12 protein-coding genes and 5 pseudogenes are annotated in these 18,508 nt (G+C 70.3%); 4 read left to right on the top strand and 13 right to left on the bottom strand.

What is annotated here, in order from left to right; genetic code table 11:
* Positions 1–435: 435 nt before the first annotated feature.
* The 13 genes and pseudogenes from HUN58_RS18835 to HUN58_RS18775 form a co-directional block, all read right to left on the bottom strand.
* Complete coding sequence (locus HUN58_RS18835; RefSeq protein ID WP_180225162.1) at positions 436–1,224, bottom strand: ComEA family DNA-binding protein; 789 nt, start codon at positions 1,222–1,224, stop codon at positions 436–438.
* Between the two features lie 413 nt (positions 1,225–1,637).
* Positions 1,638–2,285, bottom strand: a complete 648-nt coding sequence (locus tag HUN58_RS18830) for a DUF4276 family protein (protein ID WP_180225160.1) — start codon at positions 2,283–2,285, stop codon at positions 1,638–1,640.
* Positions 2,286–2,289: 4 nt separating this feature from the next.
* Positions 2,290–3,432: an AAA family ATPase gene (locus HUN58_RS18825; protein ID WP_180225159.1), complete on the bottom strand. Its 1,143-nt coding sequence runs from the start codon at positions 3,430–3,432 to the stop codon at positions 2,290–2,292.
* 97 nt (positions 3,433–3,529) lie between these two features.
* Positions 3,530–6,041 (bottom strand): annotated as a pseudogene (gene leuS, locus HUN58_RS18820) (leucine--tRNA ligase).
* 138 nt (positions 6,042–6,179) lie between these two features.
* Positions 6,180–7,871 (bottom strand): thiol reductant ABC exporter subunit CydC, encoded by a 1,692-nt coding sequence (cydC, locus tag HUN58_RS20355; protein WP_368075809.1) that lies wholly within the window; start codon positions 7,869–7,871, stop codon positions 6,180–6,182.
* Between the two features lie 174 nt (positions 7,872–8,045).
* Positions 8,046–8,359, bottom strand: a pseudogene (locus HUN58_RS20725) (ATP-binding cassette domain-containing protein); the annotation flags it as partial.
* A 269-nt stretch (positions 8,360–8,628) separates the two neighbouring features.
* Positions 8,629–9,267, bottom strand: a pseudogene (locus tag HUN58_RS20720) (ABC transporter transmembrane domain-containing protein); the annotation flags it as partial.
* Positions 9,268–9,429: 162 nt separating this feature from the next.
* On the bottom strand, positions 9,430–10,434 hold the full coding sequence (cydB, locus tag HUN58_RS18805; RefSeq protein ID WP_141861175.1) for a cytochrome d ubiquinol oxidase subunit II: 1,005 nt from the start codon (positions 10,432–10,434) through the stop codon (positions 9,430–9,432).
* A 19-nt stretch (positions 10,435–10,453) separates the two neighbouring features.
* Positions 10,454–11,866, bottom strand: a complete 1,413-nt coding sequence (locus tag HUN58_RS18800; RefSeq protein WP_058741682.1) for a cytochrome ubiquinol oxidase subunit I — start codon at positions 11,864–11,866, stop codon at positions 10,454–10,456.
* A 277-nt stretch (positions 11,867–12,143) separates the two neighbouring features.
* Complete coding sequence (locus HUN58_RS18795) at positions 12,144–13,064, bottom strand: ABC transporter substrate-binding protein (protein WP_141861171.1); 921 nt, start codon at positions 13,062–13,064, stop codon at positions 12,144–12,146.
* The gene (locus tag HUN58_RS21150; protein WP_368075769.1) at positions 13,061–14,371 is read right to left on the bottom strand and encodes an ABC transporter permease; all 1,311 of its coding nucleotides are present in this window, start codon (positions 14,369–14,371) and stop codon (positions 13,061–13,063) included. Before HUN58_RS21150 ends, HUN58_RS18795 begins: the two co-directional genes overlap by 4 nt.
* The gene (locus HUN58_RS18780) at positions 14,368–15,282 is read right to left on the bottom strand and encodes an ABC transporter ATP-binding protein (RefSeq protein WP_058741685.1); all 915 of its coding nucleotides are present in this window, start codon (positions 15,280–15,282) and stop codon (positions 14,368–14,370) included. Before HUN58_RS18780 ends, HUN58_RS21150 begins: the two co-directional genes overlap by 4 nt.
* Positions 15,283–15,511: 229 nt before the next feature.
* On the bottom strand, positions 15,512–15,973 hold the full coding sequence (locus tag HUN58_RS18775) for a TetR family transcriptional regulator (protein ID WP_302694876.1): 462 nt from the start codon (positions 15,971–15,973) through the stop codon (positions 15,512–15,514).
* A 222-nt stretch (positions 15,974–16,195) separates the two neighbouring features.
* Between HUN58_RS18775 and HUN58_RS18770 the strand changes: the two genes are divergently transcribed.
* The 4 genes and pseudogenes from HUN58_RS18770 to HUN58_RS20705 all read left to right on the top strand — a co-directional run.
* Positions 16,196–17,269: an App1 family protein gene (locus HUN58_RS18770; RefSeq protein WP_058741687.1), complete on the top strand. Its 1,074-nt coding sequence runs from the start codon at positions 16,196–16,198 to the stop codon at positions 17,267–17,269.
* A gap of 107 nt (positions 17,270–17,376) precedes the next feature.
* Positions 17,377–17,838: pseudogene (locus HUN58_RS20715) on the top strand (trehalase-like domain-containing protein); the annotation flags it as partial.
* 295 nt (positions 17,839–18,133) lie between these two features.
* Positions 18,134–18,229, top strand: a pseudogene (locus tag HUN58_RS20710) (glycoside hydrolase family 15 protein); the annotation flags it as partial.
* Positions 18,205–18,508 (top strand): glycoside hydrolase family 15 protein (locus HUN58_RS20705; RefSeq protein WP_254631708.1); only part of this gene is annotated, 304 nt, incomplete at its 3' end. The pseudogene HUN58_RS20710 and the gene HUN58_RS20705, both read left to right, overlap by 25 nt.

Genomic DNA, 18,508 nt, shown 5'->3' with positions numbered 1-18,508 from the left:
CCGTGTCGGAGGTCGTGACCACCCGCACCGGCACGGCCCCGACACCGTGCCCGTCCACCGCGCGGAGCGCTCCGACCACCGAGTGGTCGCCCGGCGCGAGGTCGCGGCGCAGGTCGACAACGACCGTGGCGCTGTGGCCGACGGCACGCCGCAGGGCCTCGGGGTCGCGGTGCACCTGCCCGACCGCGATCGACACCGCGACGAGCACGCAGCACGCCCCCGCGGTCAGCACGACGGCGCCGACCGCCCGCACCCGCGGGCGGAGTGCCGGGTGCCCGGTGACGACCCCGCTGAGCACGGCGACACCGGCGGCGACCGCCGCGACGACGATCGCGGACCCGGGCTGCGCGACCAGGAGCACCGCGACCACCCACGCCACGGCGACCGGGCCGGCGAACCGCAGGTCCGTGAGGACCGGACGGAGGTCGACGCCCCTCACACGCGGACCCGCTCCCGGAGCTCCGCGAACCGGGCGTCGCCGATGCCGCTGACGTCGAGCAGGTCCTCGACCGTGGTGAAGCCGCCGTGCTCTTCCCGCCAGGCGATGATCCGCGCGGCGAGGGCCGGACCGATCCCGGGCAGGGTCTCGAGCGTCGCCTGGTCCGCCCGGTTCAGGTCGACGACGTCACCCGCGCCGCCGGCACCGGCAGTCGAGCCGCCACCGGCGCCAGCCCCGGCACCACCGTCGGCGCCGCCCGCCACGTCCGGACCGAGCGCCGCCGGCACCTCGGTCTCGCCCACCGCGGGCACGTACAGCCGCTCACCGTCGACCACCGGGCGCGCCAGGTTCACCCGCGTCAGGTCCGCGACGTCGGTCGCCCCGCCTGCTCGTTCGATCGCGGCCTGCACGCGGGAGCCGTCCGGCAGCTCGACGACCCCCGCGCGAGCGACCGCGCCGACCACGTACACGGAGACGAGCACCGCCGTCGCTGACGGAGCCGGACCACCCGTCGGACGCGCGTCGAGCGACCGGGGCGCCCCCGTGCCTCCAGGCCGACCGTCCGTCCCGGCGGACGCGGCCCCGGACGCCGACCCAGACCCCGCGACCGACCCGGCCGGCCCACCGGACACCGTGACCTGCCCCGTCGAGCGCTCCCCCACGGCACCCACGCCGACGATCGCGAGCGCGACCGCGACGACCACCGCCCCGAGCACCACCGCCGTCCGCGGCGTCAGCGTCCAGCGTCGCCAGCGGGCGTCGGGGACCGGGTCAACAGGAGCCATGCCGGCACGTTAGAAACGCCGGACCGACGACGACGGCCCGGCGTCCGCCCCTGTGGAGGGCGACGCCGGGCCGATGCCTGTGGAGGAGGGCCTCAGCCCTTGATCGCGATGTTCACGAGCTTCGGCGCCCGCACGATGACCTTCACGATCTCGCGCTCGCCGATGTACCGCTGCACGTTCGCCGACGCACGCGCGAGCTGCTCGAGCGGACCTTGCCGTTGACCTGCACGACCGCCGTCAGCGTGTCCTGCACGAGCAGCGTCGGGTCGGCCTTCCGCCAGCCGTACGGGGCAACTTCAACGGAGCCCTCCAAGCAGGCTTGCGACGATCAGTGTCCTGAGGCGTGAGTTCCAGATGCAGCCATCGCGCGGACGGATGAGGATGACTTGCACCCGCGTTTGATCATCAACAAGCTAGCCAAGGCCGAGCTCATCCATCCACGTTTTCATGTGTGGCGTCGCTGCGAGGGCTGCTTTGAAGTGAGGGAAGATGATGGCGACCCCGTCTCTCACTTTGTCATAGTCCGGCAGCAACCTGACTACCCGCTTCGACGGGGCACTGCTACGACCGTTGTTGATCAGCTCAGCGTTTCCACCATGCTCATCTATCAGGCGAGCGAAAGTTGCAGGCAGCTCACGATCGTCGAAGATGTCGGGAGCCTCCGCGCCCGCCGCTATGACGAGCGTCTCGAACTCGTGCAACATGACAAATGGGCGAAACTTCTCGGGACTACCCAAGGTCGAACCCATGCGAAGTTCGATCTCGTCTACACAGGTCGGCTGCTTGTGAGAACCGCTGCACCCACAGACCGGGCCGCCACTCGGGAAGGCATAGAAGTCGAGCATCGTCGTCACGCGATCCCAATGGGGCTGGCTGACCAGATTCCTGACCAATCTTTCGTAGTGCGCCCAGTTTCCACCGCCTCTGTGCGCACGACCATCCGCCGATCGTGAAGTGTGAACGACGATCGGCGTCAGGTGCATCCCGCGTTGCGAGGCGAGAGGCTGGAGGACGACATTGACGAAAGCTTCCTCAGTCTGGCCTTCGACGACAACAGCCACGAGCCTAGTCATCATCGGCTCCGCTAGCGAGAGGCGAAGATGTCGGCCTGCCTCCGAGGAGATTCATCTCCCAAAGCTCTCCCACCGAGTAGTCCTGAAGCCAGTTCTGGAGCTCGGACTCGTTGGGGCGCATCACCACCGTTGAACCAGCGCTCCGCTCAACGACTGCTACCTCCGAAAGCCCGAACTGGCCTAGAAGGGTGACTGATTGAGTAGCCGCTATCAGGCGATGCTCCGGTCCCAAGTTACGAAACAGTGCGGCCAATTGATGAATAGCAGCAGGATGCAGACCCAATTCAGGCTCGTCCAGGATGATCGTAGAGGGTTTTCTCGGCTGCTGTAGCAGCACAGCAAGACAGATGAAACGGAGAGTCCCCGAGCTCAAGGCACTCCCCGAAAGTACGTCGTCCAATCCTCTCTCACGCCATCGCAGCAAGACAGTATCGCCGCGGGGCCGGAGCACAAAATCATCGAAAAAAGGAGCAATGTTACGGACAGACCGGACGACCTGATCATATTGTCGAGAACTATTCTCACGCATCTCGAGCAACACTGCTGCGAGGTTGCGGGCATCATCGTGAAGCATTTCGCCGTCGGCGACGTCTACCCTACGCAAGGGTGGCGCAGAGACGCTTGTATCGTCGAAATGAAAGACTCGACAGCCCGACAGTACATCGAAGAGATACTCGTGTGAGACGTGATCGGAGATCCTCTCCTTGAGCCTCCCGTCTCTACTAACACCCAGGGAGTTGCTATAGGGCCGCTGATATGAATCTCGATGCAGGAATGTGGTCTCTGTCAGAATGGCGGAGTCATCAGCAGCAGGCTCAAGCCGTAAGGCGTACCCGTTGCGAATTGCTCCTCTCGCTGATTCTACCCAATCGCCCCAGATCTGCAGGTCAATGGAGTCTGAAGAAGGTCTACCTGGCCCCCGGTGTACGAGCTGAGAAATTCCCCCCAGCTTCGCAATATGCTTCGATATACGCCCATCCACCGCGTAGCCCAGCAGCTCGAAAGCATCAACGAGGTTGCTCTTCCCCGCTCCGTTCGCGCCAATGAGCAGAGTGATCGGGCCGGAAAGATCAAGGGTAAGGGATTCAATCGAACGAAAGCCTTGAATGCTTATAGAGCGCAGAGGCGTCGTCATCAGTCTGTCCCCGACCGTTCAGTAGAAGGTTCAAAATTGCTGTCGATGTGGCTTCCGGAGAAGAACTCGGGGTCGATTGCTCGCATCGACAACCGCCTCAGCCCTTGATCGCGATGTTCACGAGCTTCGGCGCCCGCACGATGACCTTCACGATCTCGCGCTCGCCGATGTACCGCTGCACGTTCGCCGACGCACGCGCGAGCTGCTCGAGCTCGTCCGCCTCGATCGACTTCGACACCTCGAACGAGTCCCGGACCTTGCCGTTGACCTGCACGACCGCCGTCAGNGTGTCCTGCACGAGCAGCGTCGGGTCGGCCTTCCGCCAGCCGTACGTGGCGACGGTGGCCTCGTAGCCCAGCTTCTCCCACATCTCCTCGCCGGTGTACGGCGCGAACACGGCGAGGGCCAGTGCGACGGTCTCGGCGGCCTCGCGCACGGCGGGGTCACCGGCGCCGGGGCCGCTGTCGATGGCCTTGCGGGTGACGTTCACCAGGTCCATGAGCCGCGCGATCACGACGTTGAACTTGAACGACTCCATGAGGCCGGGGGCGTCCGCCAGGAAGCGGTGCGTAACCTGCCGGAGTGCACGGTCGCCGTCGGCCCACACGGCGTCGGGCGACGACGTGACGTCGGTCGCCAGGCGGTAGGCACGGGCGAGGAAGCGCGCGGACGCCGACGGAGAGACGTCCTCCCAGTTGATGTCGTCCTCCGGCGGGCCGGCGAAGCCCATCACCAGGCGGATCGCGTCGACACCGTTCGCGTCGAGCTCGTCGCCGAGCGAGACGCCGCCCTTCGACTTCGACATCTTCGAGCCGCCGGACAGCACCATGCCCTGGTTGAGGAGCGCCGAGAACGGCTCGGTGAAGTCGAGGTAGCCGAGGTCGAACAGGACCTTCGTGACGAAGCGGGCGTACAGCAGGTGCAGGATCGCGTGCTCGATGCCGCCGATGTACTGGTCGACCGGAGCCCACTTGCGCGCGATGGCCGGGTCGAACGCCTGCGTGTCGTCGTTCGCGGCCAGGAAGCGCAGGAAGTACCACGACGAGTCGACGAACGTGTCCATCGTGTCGGTGTCGCGCAGCGCCGGCGAGCCGTCCACCGGGTTCGGCACGTTCACCCAGTCCGTGGCGCCGCCGAGGGGCGAGGTGCCCTTCGGCTTGAGGTCGAGGCCCTCGGTCGACGGCAGTCGCACCGGCAGCTGGTCGAACGGCACCGGGTGCTCGGTGCCGTCGGCGCCGTGGATGATCGGGATCGGGGTGCCCCAGAAGCGCTGCCGCGAGATGAGCCAGTCGCGCAGGCGGTAGGTCTTCGCGGCACGACCGGTGCCGCGCTCCTCGAGCAGGCCGATCGCCGCGGTGATCGCGTGCTGCTTCGACATGCCGTCGAGCGGGCCGGAGTTGATCATCCGTCCCTGGCCGGTCAGCGCCTCGCCGGTGGAGACGGGGTCGAGGGCGGGCAGGTCCTCGAGCGTCGCGCCCTCGGGGATCACCGGGATCGCGCCGGTGACGGCGGCGTTGGTGTCGACGACGACCTTGACGGGCAGGTCGAACGCCCGCGCGAAGTCGAGGTCGCGCTGGTCGTGCGCCGGGACGGCCATGACCGCACCGTGGCCGTAGTCGGCGAGCCGCGAAGCGGCCGAGCGGGACGCCCGTCTTCGGACGGTCGGCGTTCTGCCGGTCGATCTCGGAGGTCTTCTGCGTCGCCGTCAGGTACTCGTCGAACGCCTCGCGCACCGCGGGCTCGGCCGAGGAGACCAGCGACGCCGCCAGGTCGGAGTCCGGCGCCACGACCAGGAACGTCACGCCGTGGATCGTGTCCGGGCGCGTGGTGAAGACGGTGACGGGCTCGTCGCGACCCTCGATGACGAAGTCGACGTCGGCACCGACCGACCGGCCGATCCAGTTGCGCTGCTGGGCGATGACCTTCGCCGGCCAGCGGCCCTCGAGCTGGTTGAGGTCGTCGAGCAGGCGGTCGGCGTACTTCGTGATCGCGAAGTACCACTGCGTCAGCTTCTTCTTGACGACGACGGCGCCGGAGCGGTCCGAGGTGCCGTCGGGCAGCACCTGCTCGTTCGCGAGCACGGTCTGGTCCACCGGGTCCCAGTTGACCCAGCTGTCCTTCCGGTATGCCAGGCCCTTCTCGTACATCTTGAGGAACAGCCACTGGTTCCACTTGTAGTACTCGGGGTCCGAGGTGTGGATCTCGGTCGTCCAGTCGAAGGACGGCGCGTAGCGCTTGAACGACGCCTTCTGCTGCTCGATGTTCGCGTAGGTCCACTCACGCGGGTCGACCCCGCGCTTGATGGCGGCGTTCTCGGCGGGCAGCCCGAACGAGTCCCAGCCGATCGGGTGCAGCACGTTGAAGCCCTGCTGCCGCCAGTAGCGCGCCACGAAGTCGCCCAGCGCCCAGTTCTCGGCGTGGCCCATGTGCAGGTCGCCGGACGGGTACGGGAACATCTCGAGGATGTACTTGCGCGGGCGGCTGTCGTCGAGGTCGGTGGTGAAGAGTCCGAGCTCCTCCCACCGCGGCTGCCACTTCTCCTGGATGCGCCGGAAGTCGTAGGCGTCGGGGTCGACGGGTGCCTGCTCGGTGGGGTGCTCGGTGGTCACGGTCACCCAGCGTACAAGGCCTGGAGGCACGGCTCGGCCCCGCCCCGCACCGTCGCTCCCGCCACCGGGTCACGCCCACCCCGGACCGCGGGCCACATCCGTCACGACGCCCGTCCGGCCCCGCCTCCGGCCCGCGGCTCACGCCGAGACGAGCCGCCCGTCCCGCATCCGCAGCGTCCGGTCCACGAGGTCGGCCGGCACCGGTACGTGCGACACGACGAGCACCGTCCGTCCGGCCGACCGCGCCGCCCCGACGAGGTCGCGCAGCACGGCGTCGCCGAGGTCCGGGTCGACGTCCGCGGTCGGCTCGTCGAGCACGAGCACCGGGAACGCGTGGAGCAACGCCCGCGCCAGGGCGAGCCGGTGCGCCTGGCCGCCGGACAGCAGCGTGCCGCGCTCCCCCGCGGGTGCGTCGAGTCCGCCGCGTCGGGCGAGCCAGCCGCCCAGGCCGACCCGTTCGAGGGCGTCGACGAGCTCGGCGTCGGTCGCGGTGTCGCGGGCGAAGAGCAGGTTCTGCCGCACGGTCTGGTCGAACACGAACGGGTCCTGCTCGACGAGTCCGACCCGGGCGCGCACGGCGTCCGGGTGCAGCCGTCGCGCCTCGACGCCGTCGAGCGTGTACGAGCCCTCGTGGTCGACGAACCGGACCAGGGCGTCGACGAGCGTGGACTTCCCCGCGCCGCTCGGCCCCGTGAGGACGACGACCTCGCCGGGTCGCAGGTCGAGGTCGACCCGGTCGACCGCGGGTGTCCCGGCGCCGGGCCACCGGACGGTGAGGTCGCGGAGGGCCACGGTCACCGGCCCGTCGACGGCGAGCTCATCGGCGGTCGCGGGCTCGTCCGGCTCGGGGACGATCCCGGCCGGCACCGCTGCCGGGACGACCTGCTCCACCCGCTCGGCGGCGGCCCGGACCCGACGGAGCGTCAGGACGGCGAGCGGCACACCGCCGACGACCTCGAACAGGGCCAGCGGCACGAACACCGCGAGCGCCCACAGCGGTCCGTCCAGCGCACCACGGACGACGGCGGGTGCGCCGACGGCAAGGACGCCGACGACCGCGCCGCCGCCGAGCAGCCCGACGAGCGCCCCGACGAGCGACTCGACGGTCGCGCGACGCCGCACCGCCCGCGTGACCCGGTCGTCGAGCGCCGCGATCGTCGCGAGCCGGTCCGGCAGCGTGCCGTACGCGGCGAAGACGTCGAGCGTGCGCACGGTGTCGAGCACCAGGTCCGCGACCCGGCCGCGCTCCGCGGCGGTCTCGCGGTCGGACCGCCGGGCGACCGCGAGCGTCACGACCGTCCCGAGCACCGCAGCGGCACCGAGGGCGAGGAGCAGCACGAGCGCGGCCGGCCACCAGACGAGCGCGACGGCGACCACGGACAGCACCGCGACGACCCCCGCCGACACCAGCGGCCCGACGACGCGGATCGGCAGGTCCTGCAGGCGGTCGGTGTCGGTCACGAGCCGCGTGAGCAGGTCGCCGCGACCGGTGCGGCCGAGCCCGGCCGGGGCGATCGACGCGAGCCGGCGGTACATCTCCGTCCGGACGACGGCGAGCTGCCGGAAGGACGCGTCGTGCCCGGCGAGCCGGTCGACGTAGCGCAGGGCGGCCCGACCGAGGGCGAACGCCCGGACGCCGACCATCACGAGCGTCAGGTACAGGATGGGCGGCTGCTCGGCCGCTCGCGTGATCAGGTAGCCGCTCGCCGCGAGGAGCGCGACCGCGCAGAGCGCGCTGGTCGTGCCGGCGGCGACCGCCTTCGCCCAACCCGCACCGTGCGGCAGGGCGAGCCGCAGGACCGACGCGTCCGCGTGCAGGTCGACGCGCACGTCGGCCGCGTCGAGCACGGCCGGGCGGTGGCTGGCGACCACGACGACCGCGCCGTCGTCCGCGAGGGCGCGCAGGGCGCGCACGACGGTCTGCTCGGCCTCGGCGTCGAGGGCCGACGTCGGTTCGTCGAGCAGGACGAGCGGTGTCCGCTCGCGCCGGGCGCGGTACAGCGCGCGGGCCACCGCGACCCGCTGCGCCTGGCCGCCGGAGAGGCCGGCTCCGCCGGGTCCGACCGGGAGGCCCGGGTCGAGTCCCAGCCCCGCGTCGCCAAGGGCGCGCCGCACGTCGGCCGTGTCGGGTCGGGAGTGCAGGGCGACGTTCTCGGCGACCGTGCCGCGGACGAGGCGCGGCCGCTGGTCGGCCCACGTGGTGCGCTGGTGACCGTGCCGTCGTGCGGGAGGACGCCGCGGATCGCGGCGATGAGGCTCGACTTGCCGGAGCCGCTCGGGCCGGCCAGCGCGACGACCGTGCCGGGGGCGGCGCGCACGTCGAGCGGGCCGATGACGGTGTCGGGGCGGGTGACCGTGAGGCCGGTGAGGACCAGGTCGGTCCCGGGGTCCGTCGGTCCCGGTCGTGTCCAGCGCGGTCGTCGAGCACGTCGAGGACGGCCGCGGACGCCTCGACGCCGTCCTGGGCGGCGTGGAAGTCGGCGCCGACCTGCCGGATCGGCGCGAAGGCCTCCGGCGCGAGGACGAGCACGAACATCGCGGCACCGAGGCCGAGCGAGCCGTCGACGAGCCGGACGCCGATCGACACCGCGACGAGCGCGACGGACAGGCTCGCGGCGAGCTCGAGCGCGAAGCCGCTGACGAACGACAGCCGCAGCACGCCGAGGGTGCCGCGACGGTACTCGTCGGTGACGTCGCCGATCCGGCCGACCTGGCGGCGGGCGCGGCCGAACACCTTGAGCGTCGCCAGGCCCTCGACGGCCTCGGTGAACGCGCTCCCGAGACGGGCGAGGGCATCGGCCTGCCGGCGCTGCAGCGACTGGGTCGCGAGCCCGATGAGCACCATGAACACCGGGATCACCGGCATCGCGAGCACGATGACGACCGCACTCGTCAGGTCTCCGGCCCCGATCGCGAGCAGCAGGACCGGGGTCGCCACGGCGGTGAGGGCGAGCTGCGGCAGGAACCGGCCGAAGTACGCGTCGAGCGCGTCGAGCCCGGGGCCGAGGGTGGTCGCGAACGCGGCGCTCGAACGGCCCTGCAGCCACGCCGGTCCGCGCTCCGCCGCACGCGCCAGGACGGTGGCCCGGAGCTCGCTCTTCACCCGAGCACCCGCCCGGGCAGCGAGGTCATCGGTCGCCCACGCGGCGACGGCCCGCACGACGAAGGCCGCGCCGAGCAGGGCGAGCGTCGGGGTGAGCGCGGCGGGGACGACGCGGTCGCGCACCCCGTCGACGCCGAGGATGACGGCGGTGGCGATGCCCCAGGCGATCGCGACGGTGGCGAGCGTCCGGACCAGGCCGGTGGCCGCCGACGCCGCGACGGCCCCGCGCGCCGTGCGCGACAGGCGGAGCAGTCGGGGGTCGAGCGGCTTCACGGCGGTGTCCTCCTAGTGCGCGGCCTGCGCGATGTGGGCCCGGGAGACCCGCTTGCGGAACACCCAGTACGTCCAGGCCTGGTAGGCGAGCACGAGCGGCACGAAGATCAGCGCCACCCAGCTCATCACCGTCAACGTGTAGGTCCCGCTCGCGGCGTTGACGACGTTCAGGCTGTTCGCCGGGTCGTTCGACGCGGGCATGACGTCCGGGAAGATCGCGGTGAACATCGCCAGGACGACCGCGGCGATCGTGACGGCCATGAGCGCGAACGCCCGGCCCTCCTTCCCCCACGCCGAGCAGAGCACCGCGAGCACGAGGGCCAGCGCCGCGACGACCGAGAGCACGAGGCTCGCCGGGGTCGCGCGGACGAACGCCATCGCGACGAGGAACGCCGCGGCGACGACGATCGTCAGCACACCCGCCCGCGTCGCGAGGCGCTTCGCCCGCTCGCGGATCTCGCCCTCGGTCTTCAGCGCGACGAACACCACGCCGTGTGTGAAGAACACGAGCAGGGTCGCGAGCCCGGTCAGGAGCGCGAAGGGGTTGAGCAGGTCGAGGAAGGTGCCGGTGTAGTTGTGCCCGGCGTCCATCGGGATGCCCCGGACGACGTTGCCGAACGCGACACCCCACAGGAACGACGGGACCGCGCTGCCGACGACGATCATCAGGTCGAACCGGCGCTTCCACGCCAGGTGCTTCTCCTGGTGCCGGTACTCGAACGAGACCCCGCGGGCGATGAGCGCCGCGAGGATGAGCAGCAGCGCCAGGTAGAACCCGGAGAACATCGTCGCGTACCACTCGGGGAACGCCGCGAACAGGCACGCCCCCGCGACGATGACCCACGTCTCGTTGAGGTCCCAGACCGGGCCGATCGTGTTGATGAGCACGCGACGGTCGGTGTCGTCCCTGCCGAGGAACGGCAGCGACATCCCGACGCCGAAGTCGAACCCGTCGAGCACGAAGTACCCGACGAAGAACAGACCGACGATCGCGAACCAGAGAACGGGGAGGTCCATGCTCAGACAGTTTCCATTTCTAGTAGACCGTCACTTCGTGCTTGACCGCGCCGGTCTCCTCGTCGACCTCCGCCGGGGCGGCGGGGCCCTCCTGCGCGACCTTCTTGATGAGGCGGAACTCGACGACCGCGAGCGCGCCGTAGATGAGTGTGAACACGACGAGCGAGATGAGGACCTCGACCCCGGTCACGTTCGGGGAGACCCCGTCGGCGGTCTTGAGCAACCCGAACACGAGCCACGGCTGGCGGCCCATCTCGGTGAAGACCCAGCCCATGATCATCGCGGCCATCGGCAGCGGCACCGACCAGGTCGCCACGCGCCACACCCACCGCTGCGTCGGGAACCGACCCTTGCGGGTCAGCCAGAGCCCGACCAGGGACACGAGCACCGCGCCGACACCGAGCGCGATCATCCACCGGAACGACCAGTAGGTCACCCAGATGATCGGCTTGTAGTCGCCGGGGCCGTACACCTGCGAGTACTGCGCCTGCAGGTCGTTGATGCCCTCGACCGTGCCGGTGAACGTGTGGGTCGACAGGAACGACAGCAGGTACGGGATGCGGATCGAGAACAGCTCGTGCACGCCGTCCGGCGTCCCCAGCGTGAAGATCGAGAAGGAGGCGTCCTTGCCGGTCGAGGTGTTGTAGAGCGCCTCGGCCGCTGCCATCTTCATCGGCTGCGTGTCGACCATCGTGAGCCCGAGCTGGTCGCCCGACAGCACCGTGAGCGCACCCGACGCGAGCATCGTCCACATGCCGAACTTCAGCGCCGGCAGCATGGTCTCGAGGTGCTGGTTCCGCGCCAGGTGGTACGCCGCCACCGCGACGATGACCGAGGCCGCGACCATGAACGCGCCGAACAGCGTGTGCGGGAAGGCGGCGAGGGCGACCTTGTTCGTCAGGACGGCCCAGATGTCGGTGAGCTCCGCGCGACCCTTGGCCTCGTTGATCGCGAAGCCGACCGGGTGCTGCATGAACGCGTTCGCCGCGAGGATGAAGTACGCGGACAGCATCGTGCCGACGCTGACGCACCAGATGCTCGCCAGGTGCACGGCCTTCGGCAGGCGGTCCCACCCGAAGATCCAGATGCCGATGAACGCGGCCTCGAAGAAGAACGCCAGGATGCCCTCGAGGGCGAGCGGGGCGCCGAAGACGTCACCGACGAACCGAGAGTAGTTCGACCAGTTCATGCCGAACTGGAACTCCTGCACGATGCCCGTGACGACACCCATCGCGAAGTTGATGAGGAAGATCCGCCCGAAGAACCGCGTGAGCTGCAGGTAGTGCGCCCGGCCGGTGCGGACCCAGGCGGACTGGAACACGGCCACGACGAGGGCCATGCCGATCGTCAGCGGGACGAAGAGGAAGTGGTAGATCGTCGTCAGGCCGAACTGCCACCGCGACAGGATCAGGGGGTCGAGGATGTCGTTCATGCGGCGCGTCCATGCCGGGTCGCCGCGCGCTGGTGCTGCACGTCAGTTGCTTCCTGTGGAAGGGGGACTTCTGCTGTCACTGGCCGTTGGGACACCTTCACGCTACCGGCGGGACACCTGCTTCGACAAGTTGTAGAGGGTAGAACTGCACGAACGTGCAGGGCCTGTGATCGGCACAACCGTGCGGAACATCGGTGCTGGACGGACCCCTCCCGGAACGACGACAGGCGCCGGGCTCGATGCCCGACGCCTGTCGTCTCCTGACGCTGTGGAACCCCTACAGGAGGCCCTTCGAGGAGAGGAAGTCCTTCGCGATCTGCGACGCCTTCTCCTTGTCGACGGTGCTCTTCGAGTTGACCTCGATGAGCGCGGCCTCGGTGAGCACCTTGTTCACCTTGTCGATGTCCGCCGCGGCCTTGTCGTCGACCTTCTTCGAGACGACCGGGATGACGTTCTGCGGCAGGATCAGGTTCTCCGGGTCCTTGAGCGAGACGAGGTCGTTCGCCTTGATGCTCGGGTCCGCGGTGTAGATGTCGGCGAGCTGGACGGTGCCGTCCTTGAGCGCCTTGACGGTCAGGGCTCCGCCGGAGTCCTCGATCGCCTTGAAGTCGACGTCCACGCCGTAGACCGACTTCAGGCCGTCGGGGCCGTACGGGCGGGTCTGGAACTCGGAGTTCGCGCCGACGGTGAGCTTCTCGCTGACGTTCTTCAGGTCGGCCAGGCTCGTGACGTCGTTCTTCTCGGAGAACTCCTTGGTCACGGTGTAGCTGTCCTGGTCGGTGGCCTCGGCCGCGTCGAGGACCCGCAGGCCGGACGGGAGCGCCTTGGACAGGCCCTCGTCGATCTGGCTGGCGGTCTTCGCCGTCGACTCCTTGTCGAAGTACTGCAGCAGGTTGCCGCTGTACTCGGGCATGACGTCGATCGCGCCCTTCTCGAGCTGCGGGATGTAGATCTCACGCTGACCGATGTTGAAGTTCCGCTTCACCGTGAAGCCGTCCTTCTCGAGGACCTGCGCGTACATCTCGGCGATGATCTCGTTCGAGTAGTACTGCTGCGAACCGATGACGATGGTCTTCGAGTCGCTCGACGCACTCGAGCCGCTGTCGAGCGGGTTGCTCGACGCGCAGCCGGTCAGGGCGGCGGCGACGCCCAGTGCCAGCGCTGCTGCGACGCCGGCACGGATCTTTGCTGTGATCACGATGGATTTCCTTCCGGGATGGGATTGCGGGAGCGCTCGCGCGACCCCTGGCGCCGCCGGGCCGACGGGTCGACGGTGCCCTTCGGCACCGCCGCCCGCTGGAGAGCGGCGAACACGATCTCGAACGCGATCGCGAGGGCGATCACGAGGATGGAGGCGCCGAGCATCTCGGCGTAGTCCTGGGTCTTGAGCCCGAGGAAGAAGTAGCCGCCCAGACCACCGGCGCCGACGTACGCGGCGAGCGTGGCGGTCAGGACCTGCCACCCGGTCATCCCCTGCGCCTTCGCCGCGTCGACCGTCACCGGGTCCACCGACTCGATGCCCGAGTAGGCGCCGGCGAGCACCGACGGGATCGCCAGGATGACGAGGGCCAGGAGCGGCGCTTGCAGGCCGATGCCGAGAAAGAGTCCGAACAGCGAGAGCACGCCGAGCGTGGGCAGTGCCCGGATGCCGCCGGACAGCGCGATGGAGAACCCGCGGGCTCGTCCGGTGTGACCGATCGCGTACCCGATCGGGACGGCGACGACCGCGGCGATGAGCACGGCGAGCAGCGTGATCCAGACGTGCTCCCACACCCGCCCCGGGATGGCGTTGAAGCCCGTGTAGTTCTGCGGGTCGAAGACCCACCCGAACGCCTGCGCGATGATCACGACGCCACCTCCGCCCGCTGCAGCACACGCCGGACCGCACGGCGGCTCCGGGGTGCACGACGGGTCCACGGCATGACCAGCCGGCCGAGCAGCACCAGCAGCCCGTCGAGCGCGAAGGCCAGGACGAGCACCATCACGATGCCCGACAGGATCTCCTCGTAGATACCGCGACCGAGGCCGTCCGTGAAGAGCGACCCGAGGCTCTGGATGCCGAGCACCGCACCGACGGTCGTGAGCGAGATCGTCGACACCGCCACGGCGCTGCAGGCCCGAGTACCCCATGGCGGTCGCCGCGGCCTTCGTCCCGGCGTCGACCGAGGTGAGCGCGTCGACGGTCGAGCGCACCATGAGCGCGAGGCCGTAGAGCGTCAGGCTGATGATGAGGTTGACCGGGTCCTGCAGCCCCGTGCCGATGACGGCGGGCAGGGCGACGAAGAGCGCGAGGGACGGGATCGCGTAGAGGAGCCCGGCGACGGTCACGATGCCGGTGCCGACACCTGCGGCGACGCGGGAGCCACCGGGACGCTGCAGCCGGACGACGAGCCAGCCGATCGGGATCGACAGCAGGAACGCGATGAAGATCGGTGGGATCGCGATCGCGAGGTGCGCGAGCGTGGCGTCACTGATCGTGTCGAGGTTCGACAGGACCCACTTCACCGGGGTCCCCCACCCTGCGCCGGAGCACCCGGGGCGGTGTCACGCGCCCCGGCCTCCGCACCCTGCGGCACGGCGGCTGCCGCGTCCACCACCGTCACCGGACCGGTGAGCACGCCGGCCGCGCGGCCGTCGCCGTCCACCACGATCGGCCCGGTCGGGGTCTGCTCCACCCGCAGCGCCCGCCGACCACGGCCGACGCCGATGAAGTTCGCCACGAACTCGTCCGCCGGCTCGGCGAGGATCTCGGCCGGGGTCCCGAGCTGGGCGATCTCGCCGCCCTTCTTGAGGATGACGACCTGGTCGCCGAGTTTGAAGGCCTCGTCGATGTCGTGCGTGACGAAGACCACCGTCTTGCCGAGCTCGCGCTGCAGCCGGATGAGCTCGTCCTGCAGGTCGTTGCGGACGAGCGGGTCGACGGCGCCGAACGGCTCGTCCATGAGCAGGACGTTCGGGTCCACCGCGAGGCCACGGGCCACACCGACGCGCTGCTGCTGGCCGCCGGAGAGCTGCGACGGGTACCGGTCCGCGAAGGCCCGGTCGAGCCCGACGGTGTCCATGAGCTCGAGCGCGCGCGCCCGGGCCTCGCCCTTCGAGACACCGGTCAGGAGCGGGACGGTCGCGATGTTGTCGACGACCTTCCGGTGCGGCAGGAGCCCGGCGTTCTGCATCACGTACCCGATGCGCCGCCGGAGCTGCACGGGGTCGACACCTGCGACGTCCTCGTCGTCGATCGACACGGTGCCCGAGCTCGGGTCGACCATGCGGTTGATCATGCGGAGGAGGGTGGTCTTGCCGCAGCCGCTGGACCCGACGAAGACCGTCGTGGTGCGGGAGGGGATGACGAGGCTGAAGTCGTCGACCGCCGTCGTACCGTCCGGGTACGTCTTGCGCACCGAGCGGAACTCGATCATGTGGGTGCCCTTCTGTCCGGAGGTAGCCCGACTCCGACCGAGCGTACACACGCGGTCATCGTCCGGTCCGCGTGGTGACGGCCCATGACGGCTCGCGGACAACGCTCCCCCCGACTGCGCGGTCCCGATCGCGACGACGCCCGCGACTCCTCTTCGGAGCGCGGGCGTCGGCAGGTGGGTCGGCCGGTCGGCCGGGCGGGTCGCGCCCGGCGGCGGGGCCGGGATCCGATCAGGAGGCGGCGGCCACCGCTTCGAGGTGCGCCCGGCTCATCGTGCGGACGGCGCGCGCGATGACGGCGTGCGCGGACTCCGCGAGGACGACCCACGTGCGCTCGACGCGCTCCCCCGTCGGGAAGTCGAACCGGTCGTGCAGGACCTGCGCGACGGCCGCCCCCAGCGCGGCCATCCGGTCCTCGGCGTCCCCGGTCCCGGTGTCCGCGGGGTCCCCGAAGCGGATCGCCCGGAAGCCCGGCTCGGTGCGGTACATCTCGACGGTCGCGTCGATGAGTGCGTCGCAGGCGTCCTGCCAGGTCGTCGCGTCGCTCTCGTCGAGCGCCGTGAGGAACCGCTCGGCGAGCCGCTGCGTGCTCCGGATCGCGAGGGCCTCGACCACGGCGATGCGGTCCGGGAAGTACCGGTAGACCGTGCCGATGGACGCACCGGCGCGCTCCGCGACCATGGCGGTCGTCAGGCGCTCGAGAGGCGCGCCGAACTGCGGGCTTGGACCGGCTCGTTCCTGAGCAGTGATGATCCCCCCGGCAGTGCGTTCGATACCTCGGTGACGAGCACGTGTTCTCCTCTTGCGCCCGGACGGACGCGGTCATGTGGGATGTGACGGGGCAACTCTCGCAGAGACCGGCTGGAACATCGCTGCGACTCACCACAGCCTCCGACAGCGTGGGATAGTGGACGAATGCCCGACTGGACGCCCCACGAGCCGTCGTTGGCCGAGCCGATCCTGCACCGAGCCGCCCGCATCGAGGACGCCGTGCAGGAGTTCCGGGAGCACCGTGCCCGTCGTCGTGGGCTCGTGCCGACCGTGATCCCGTACACCGGGTACGGCGCTCCGGGCTGGATCCGCGTGCTCTGCCGCGTCCTGCTCACCCGGCGCGGGCTCGCCTCGGACGCCTCGTACTACGGCGTGCGCGGGTGGAAGAGCTTCACGAGCGTCGCCGTCGACGACGCCGAGGTCACGGTGACCGCGGGTGGCACGACCCACGTGGTGCAGTCCGACCGCGGCGGCGTCGTCGACGTGAAGGTCCCGATCGACCTCGAACCGGGGTGGCAGACCGTGCGGCTTTCGGCCGGTGGGATGCGCGACGTCGAGGCGGACGTGTTCATCGTCGACCCGGCGACGCGCTTCGGGCTCCTCTCCGACATCGACGACACCGTGATGGTGACCTCGCTCCCCCGCCCGATGCTCGCCGCGTGGAACTCCTTCGTGCTCACCGAGCACGCCCGCCGCCCGGTGCCGGGGATGTCCGTGCTCTACGAGCGCATCCTCGCGCAGCACCCCGGTGCCCCCACCGTCTACCTGTCGACCGGGGCGTGGAACGTCGCGCCGACCCTGCAGCGCTTCCTGACCCGCAACATGTACCCGAACGGCACGATGCTGCTCACCGACTGGGGTCCCACCCACGACCGCTTCTTCCGCAGCGGTCAGCAGCACAAGCGCGACAACCTCCGCCGCCTGGCCCGGGACTTCCCCGACGTGCAGTGGCTGCTGGTCGGTGACGACGGGCAGCACGACGAGACGCTCTACGGCGACTTCGCCCGCGAGCACCCGGACAACGTCGCCGGCGTGGCGATCCGGCAGCTCTCCACGAGCGAGGCCGTGCTCGCCGGTGGCCGCTCCCGTGCGCAGGAGCGCTCCCGCGACTCGGCGGCCCCGTGGGTCTACGCGCCGGACGGCGCCGGGCTCTGGACCGAGCTCGCCCGGGTGGGCGTCGCCGACGCGGACCCGCAGGCTCCCCTGCCCGGCGCCTGAGCCCGGCGCCCGGGCCCGGCGCCCGGGCCCGGCGCCCGGGCCCGGCGCCTGAGCGCTCCTTCAGCGCTCCTCCCGTCGCGGACTGGTGGCGGTGGTTCGATGAGGGCATGAGCACCGCGACGCCGCGCAATCGCATCGAGGACCACGCCCTGATCGGCGACACCTACACCGCAGCCCTCGTCGGCCGCGACGGGACGATCGACTGGGCGTGCCTGCCCCGCTTCGACAGTCCGTCCACGTTCGCGTCGCTCCTGGGGACCGAGGACCACGGGCACTGGACGCTGCGACCGAGCGATCCGCACGCGACCGCGGTCCGACACCACCACCGCGACACGCTCGTGCTCTCGACCGTGTGGACCACGGCGACGGGTGTCGTCGAGGTCACCGAGTTCATGCCCGTCGGGTCCCACCGGGCCGCGATCGTCCGCCGGGTCCGCGGTCTGCAGGGATCGGTCGAGGTCGAACAGACCCTCCGGATCCGCTTCGACTACGCGCGTGCGCTGCCCTGGGTCCGGCAGATCGGCGGCGACGAGGACCCCGCCCTCCTGGCGACCGCCGGCCCGGGGTCGGTCGTCGTCCGCGGCGTCCGGTTCCGTGCGGACGACCACCGGCACACGAACACGACCACCGTGCGTGACGGCGACGTCCTCGACACCGTCCTGACCTGGTACCCGTCCCACCGCGAGCCACCGGCGCCGCTCGACGTGGACGCGGCCCTGCACCGGACCGAGCACTGGTGGCGGGACTGGATGGCGACCGCGCACACCGAGGGGAAGTACGCCGAAGCGAGCCGACGCTCCCTGCTGCTCCTGCGCGCGATGACCGGAGGACCCCGGCGGAGAACGCAACTGGGACTACCGCTACGTGTGGTTGCGCGACGCGTCGCTCGCTCTGGCGTCCCTGATCGCCCACGGGTACCGCGACGAGGCCGCGCACTGGCGCGGCTGGCTGCTCCGCGCGATCGCCGGGGACCCCGCCGACGTCCAGATCATGTACGGCATCGCCGGGGAGCGCGAGCTGCCGGAGGCGCCTCGACCCAGTACCAGGGCGACGTCTTCGGCGAGGTCCTCGCCGCGCTCCACGACGCCCGCGAGCTCGGCGTCGAGGAGAACGCGGACTCCTGGGCGCTGCAGCGTGCCCTGCTCGGCTACGTCGAGGAGCACTGGCAGGAGCCCGACAACGGGATCTGGGAGATGCGCGGTCCGCGACGGCACTTCACGCACTCGCGGGCGATGATCT

It is taken from the genome of Curtobacterium sp. Csp1 (genome assembly GCF_013347185.1).
This window is presented reverse-complemented; position numbering and strand designations above follow the sequence as displayed.

What these genes read in the sequence shown, in the direction of transcription:
- HUN58_RS18835 (WP_180225162.1), bottom strand. Translation starts at nt 1,224, where the DNA reads ATGGCTCCTGTTGACCCGGTCCCCGACGCCCGCTGGCGACGCTGGACG.
- HUN58_RS18825 (WP_180225159.1), bottom strand. Translation starts at nt 3,432, where the DNA reads ATGACGACGCCTCTGCGCTCTATAAGCATTCAAGGCTTTCGTTCGATT.
- cydB (WP_141861175.1), bottom strand. Translation starts at nt 10,434, where the DNA reads ATGGACCTCCCCGTTCTCTGGTTCGCGATCGTCGGTCTGTTCTTCGTC.
- HUN58_RS18800 (WP_058741682.1), bottom strand. Translation starts at nt 11,866, where the DNA reads ATGAACGACATCCTCGACCCCCTGATCCTGTCGCGGTGGCAGTTCGGC.
- HUN58_RS18780 (WP_058741685.1), bottom strand. Translation starts at nt 15,282, where the DNA reads ATGATCGAGTTCCGCTCGGTGCGCAAGACGTACCCGGACGGTACGACG.
- HUN58_RS18770 (WP_058741687.1), top strand. Translation starts at nt 16,196, where the DNA reads ATGCCCGACTGGACGCCCCACGAGCCGTCGTTGGCCGAGCCGATCCTG.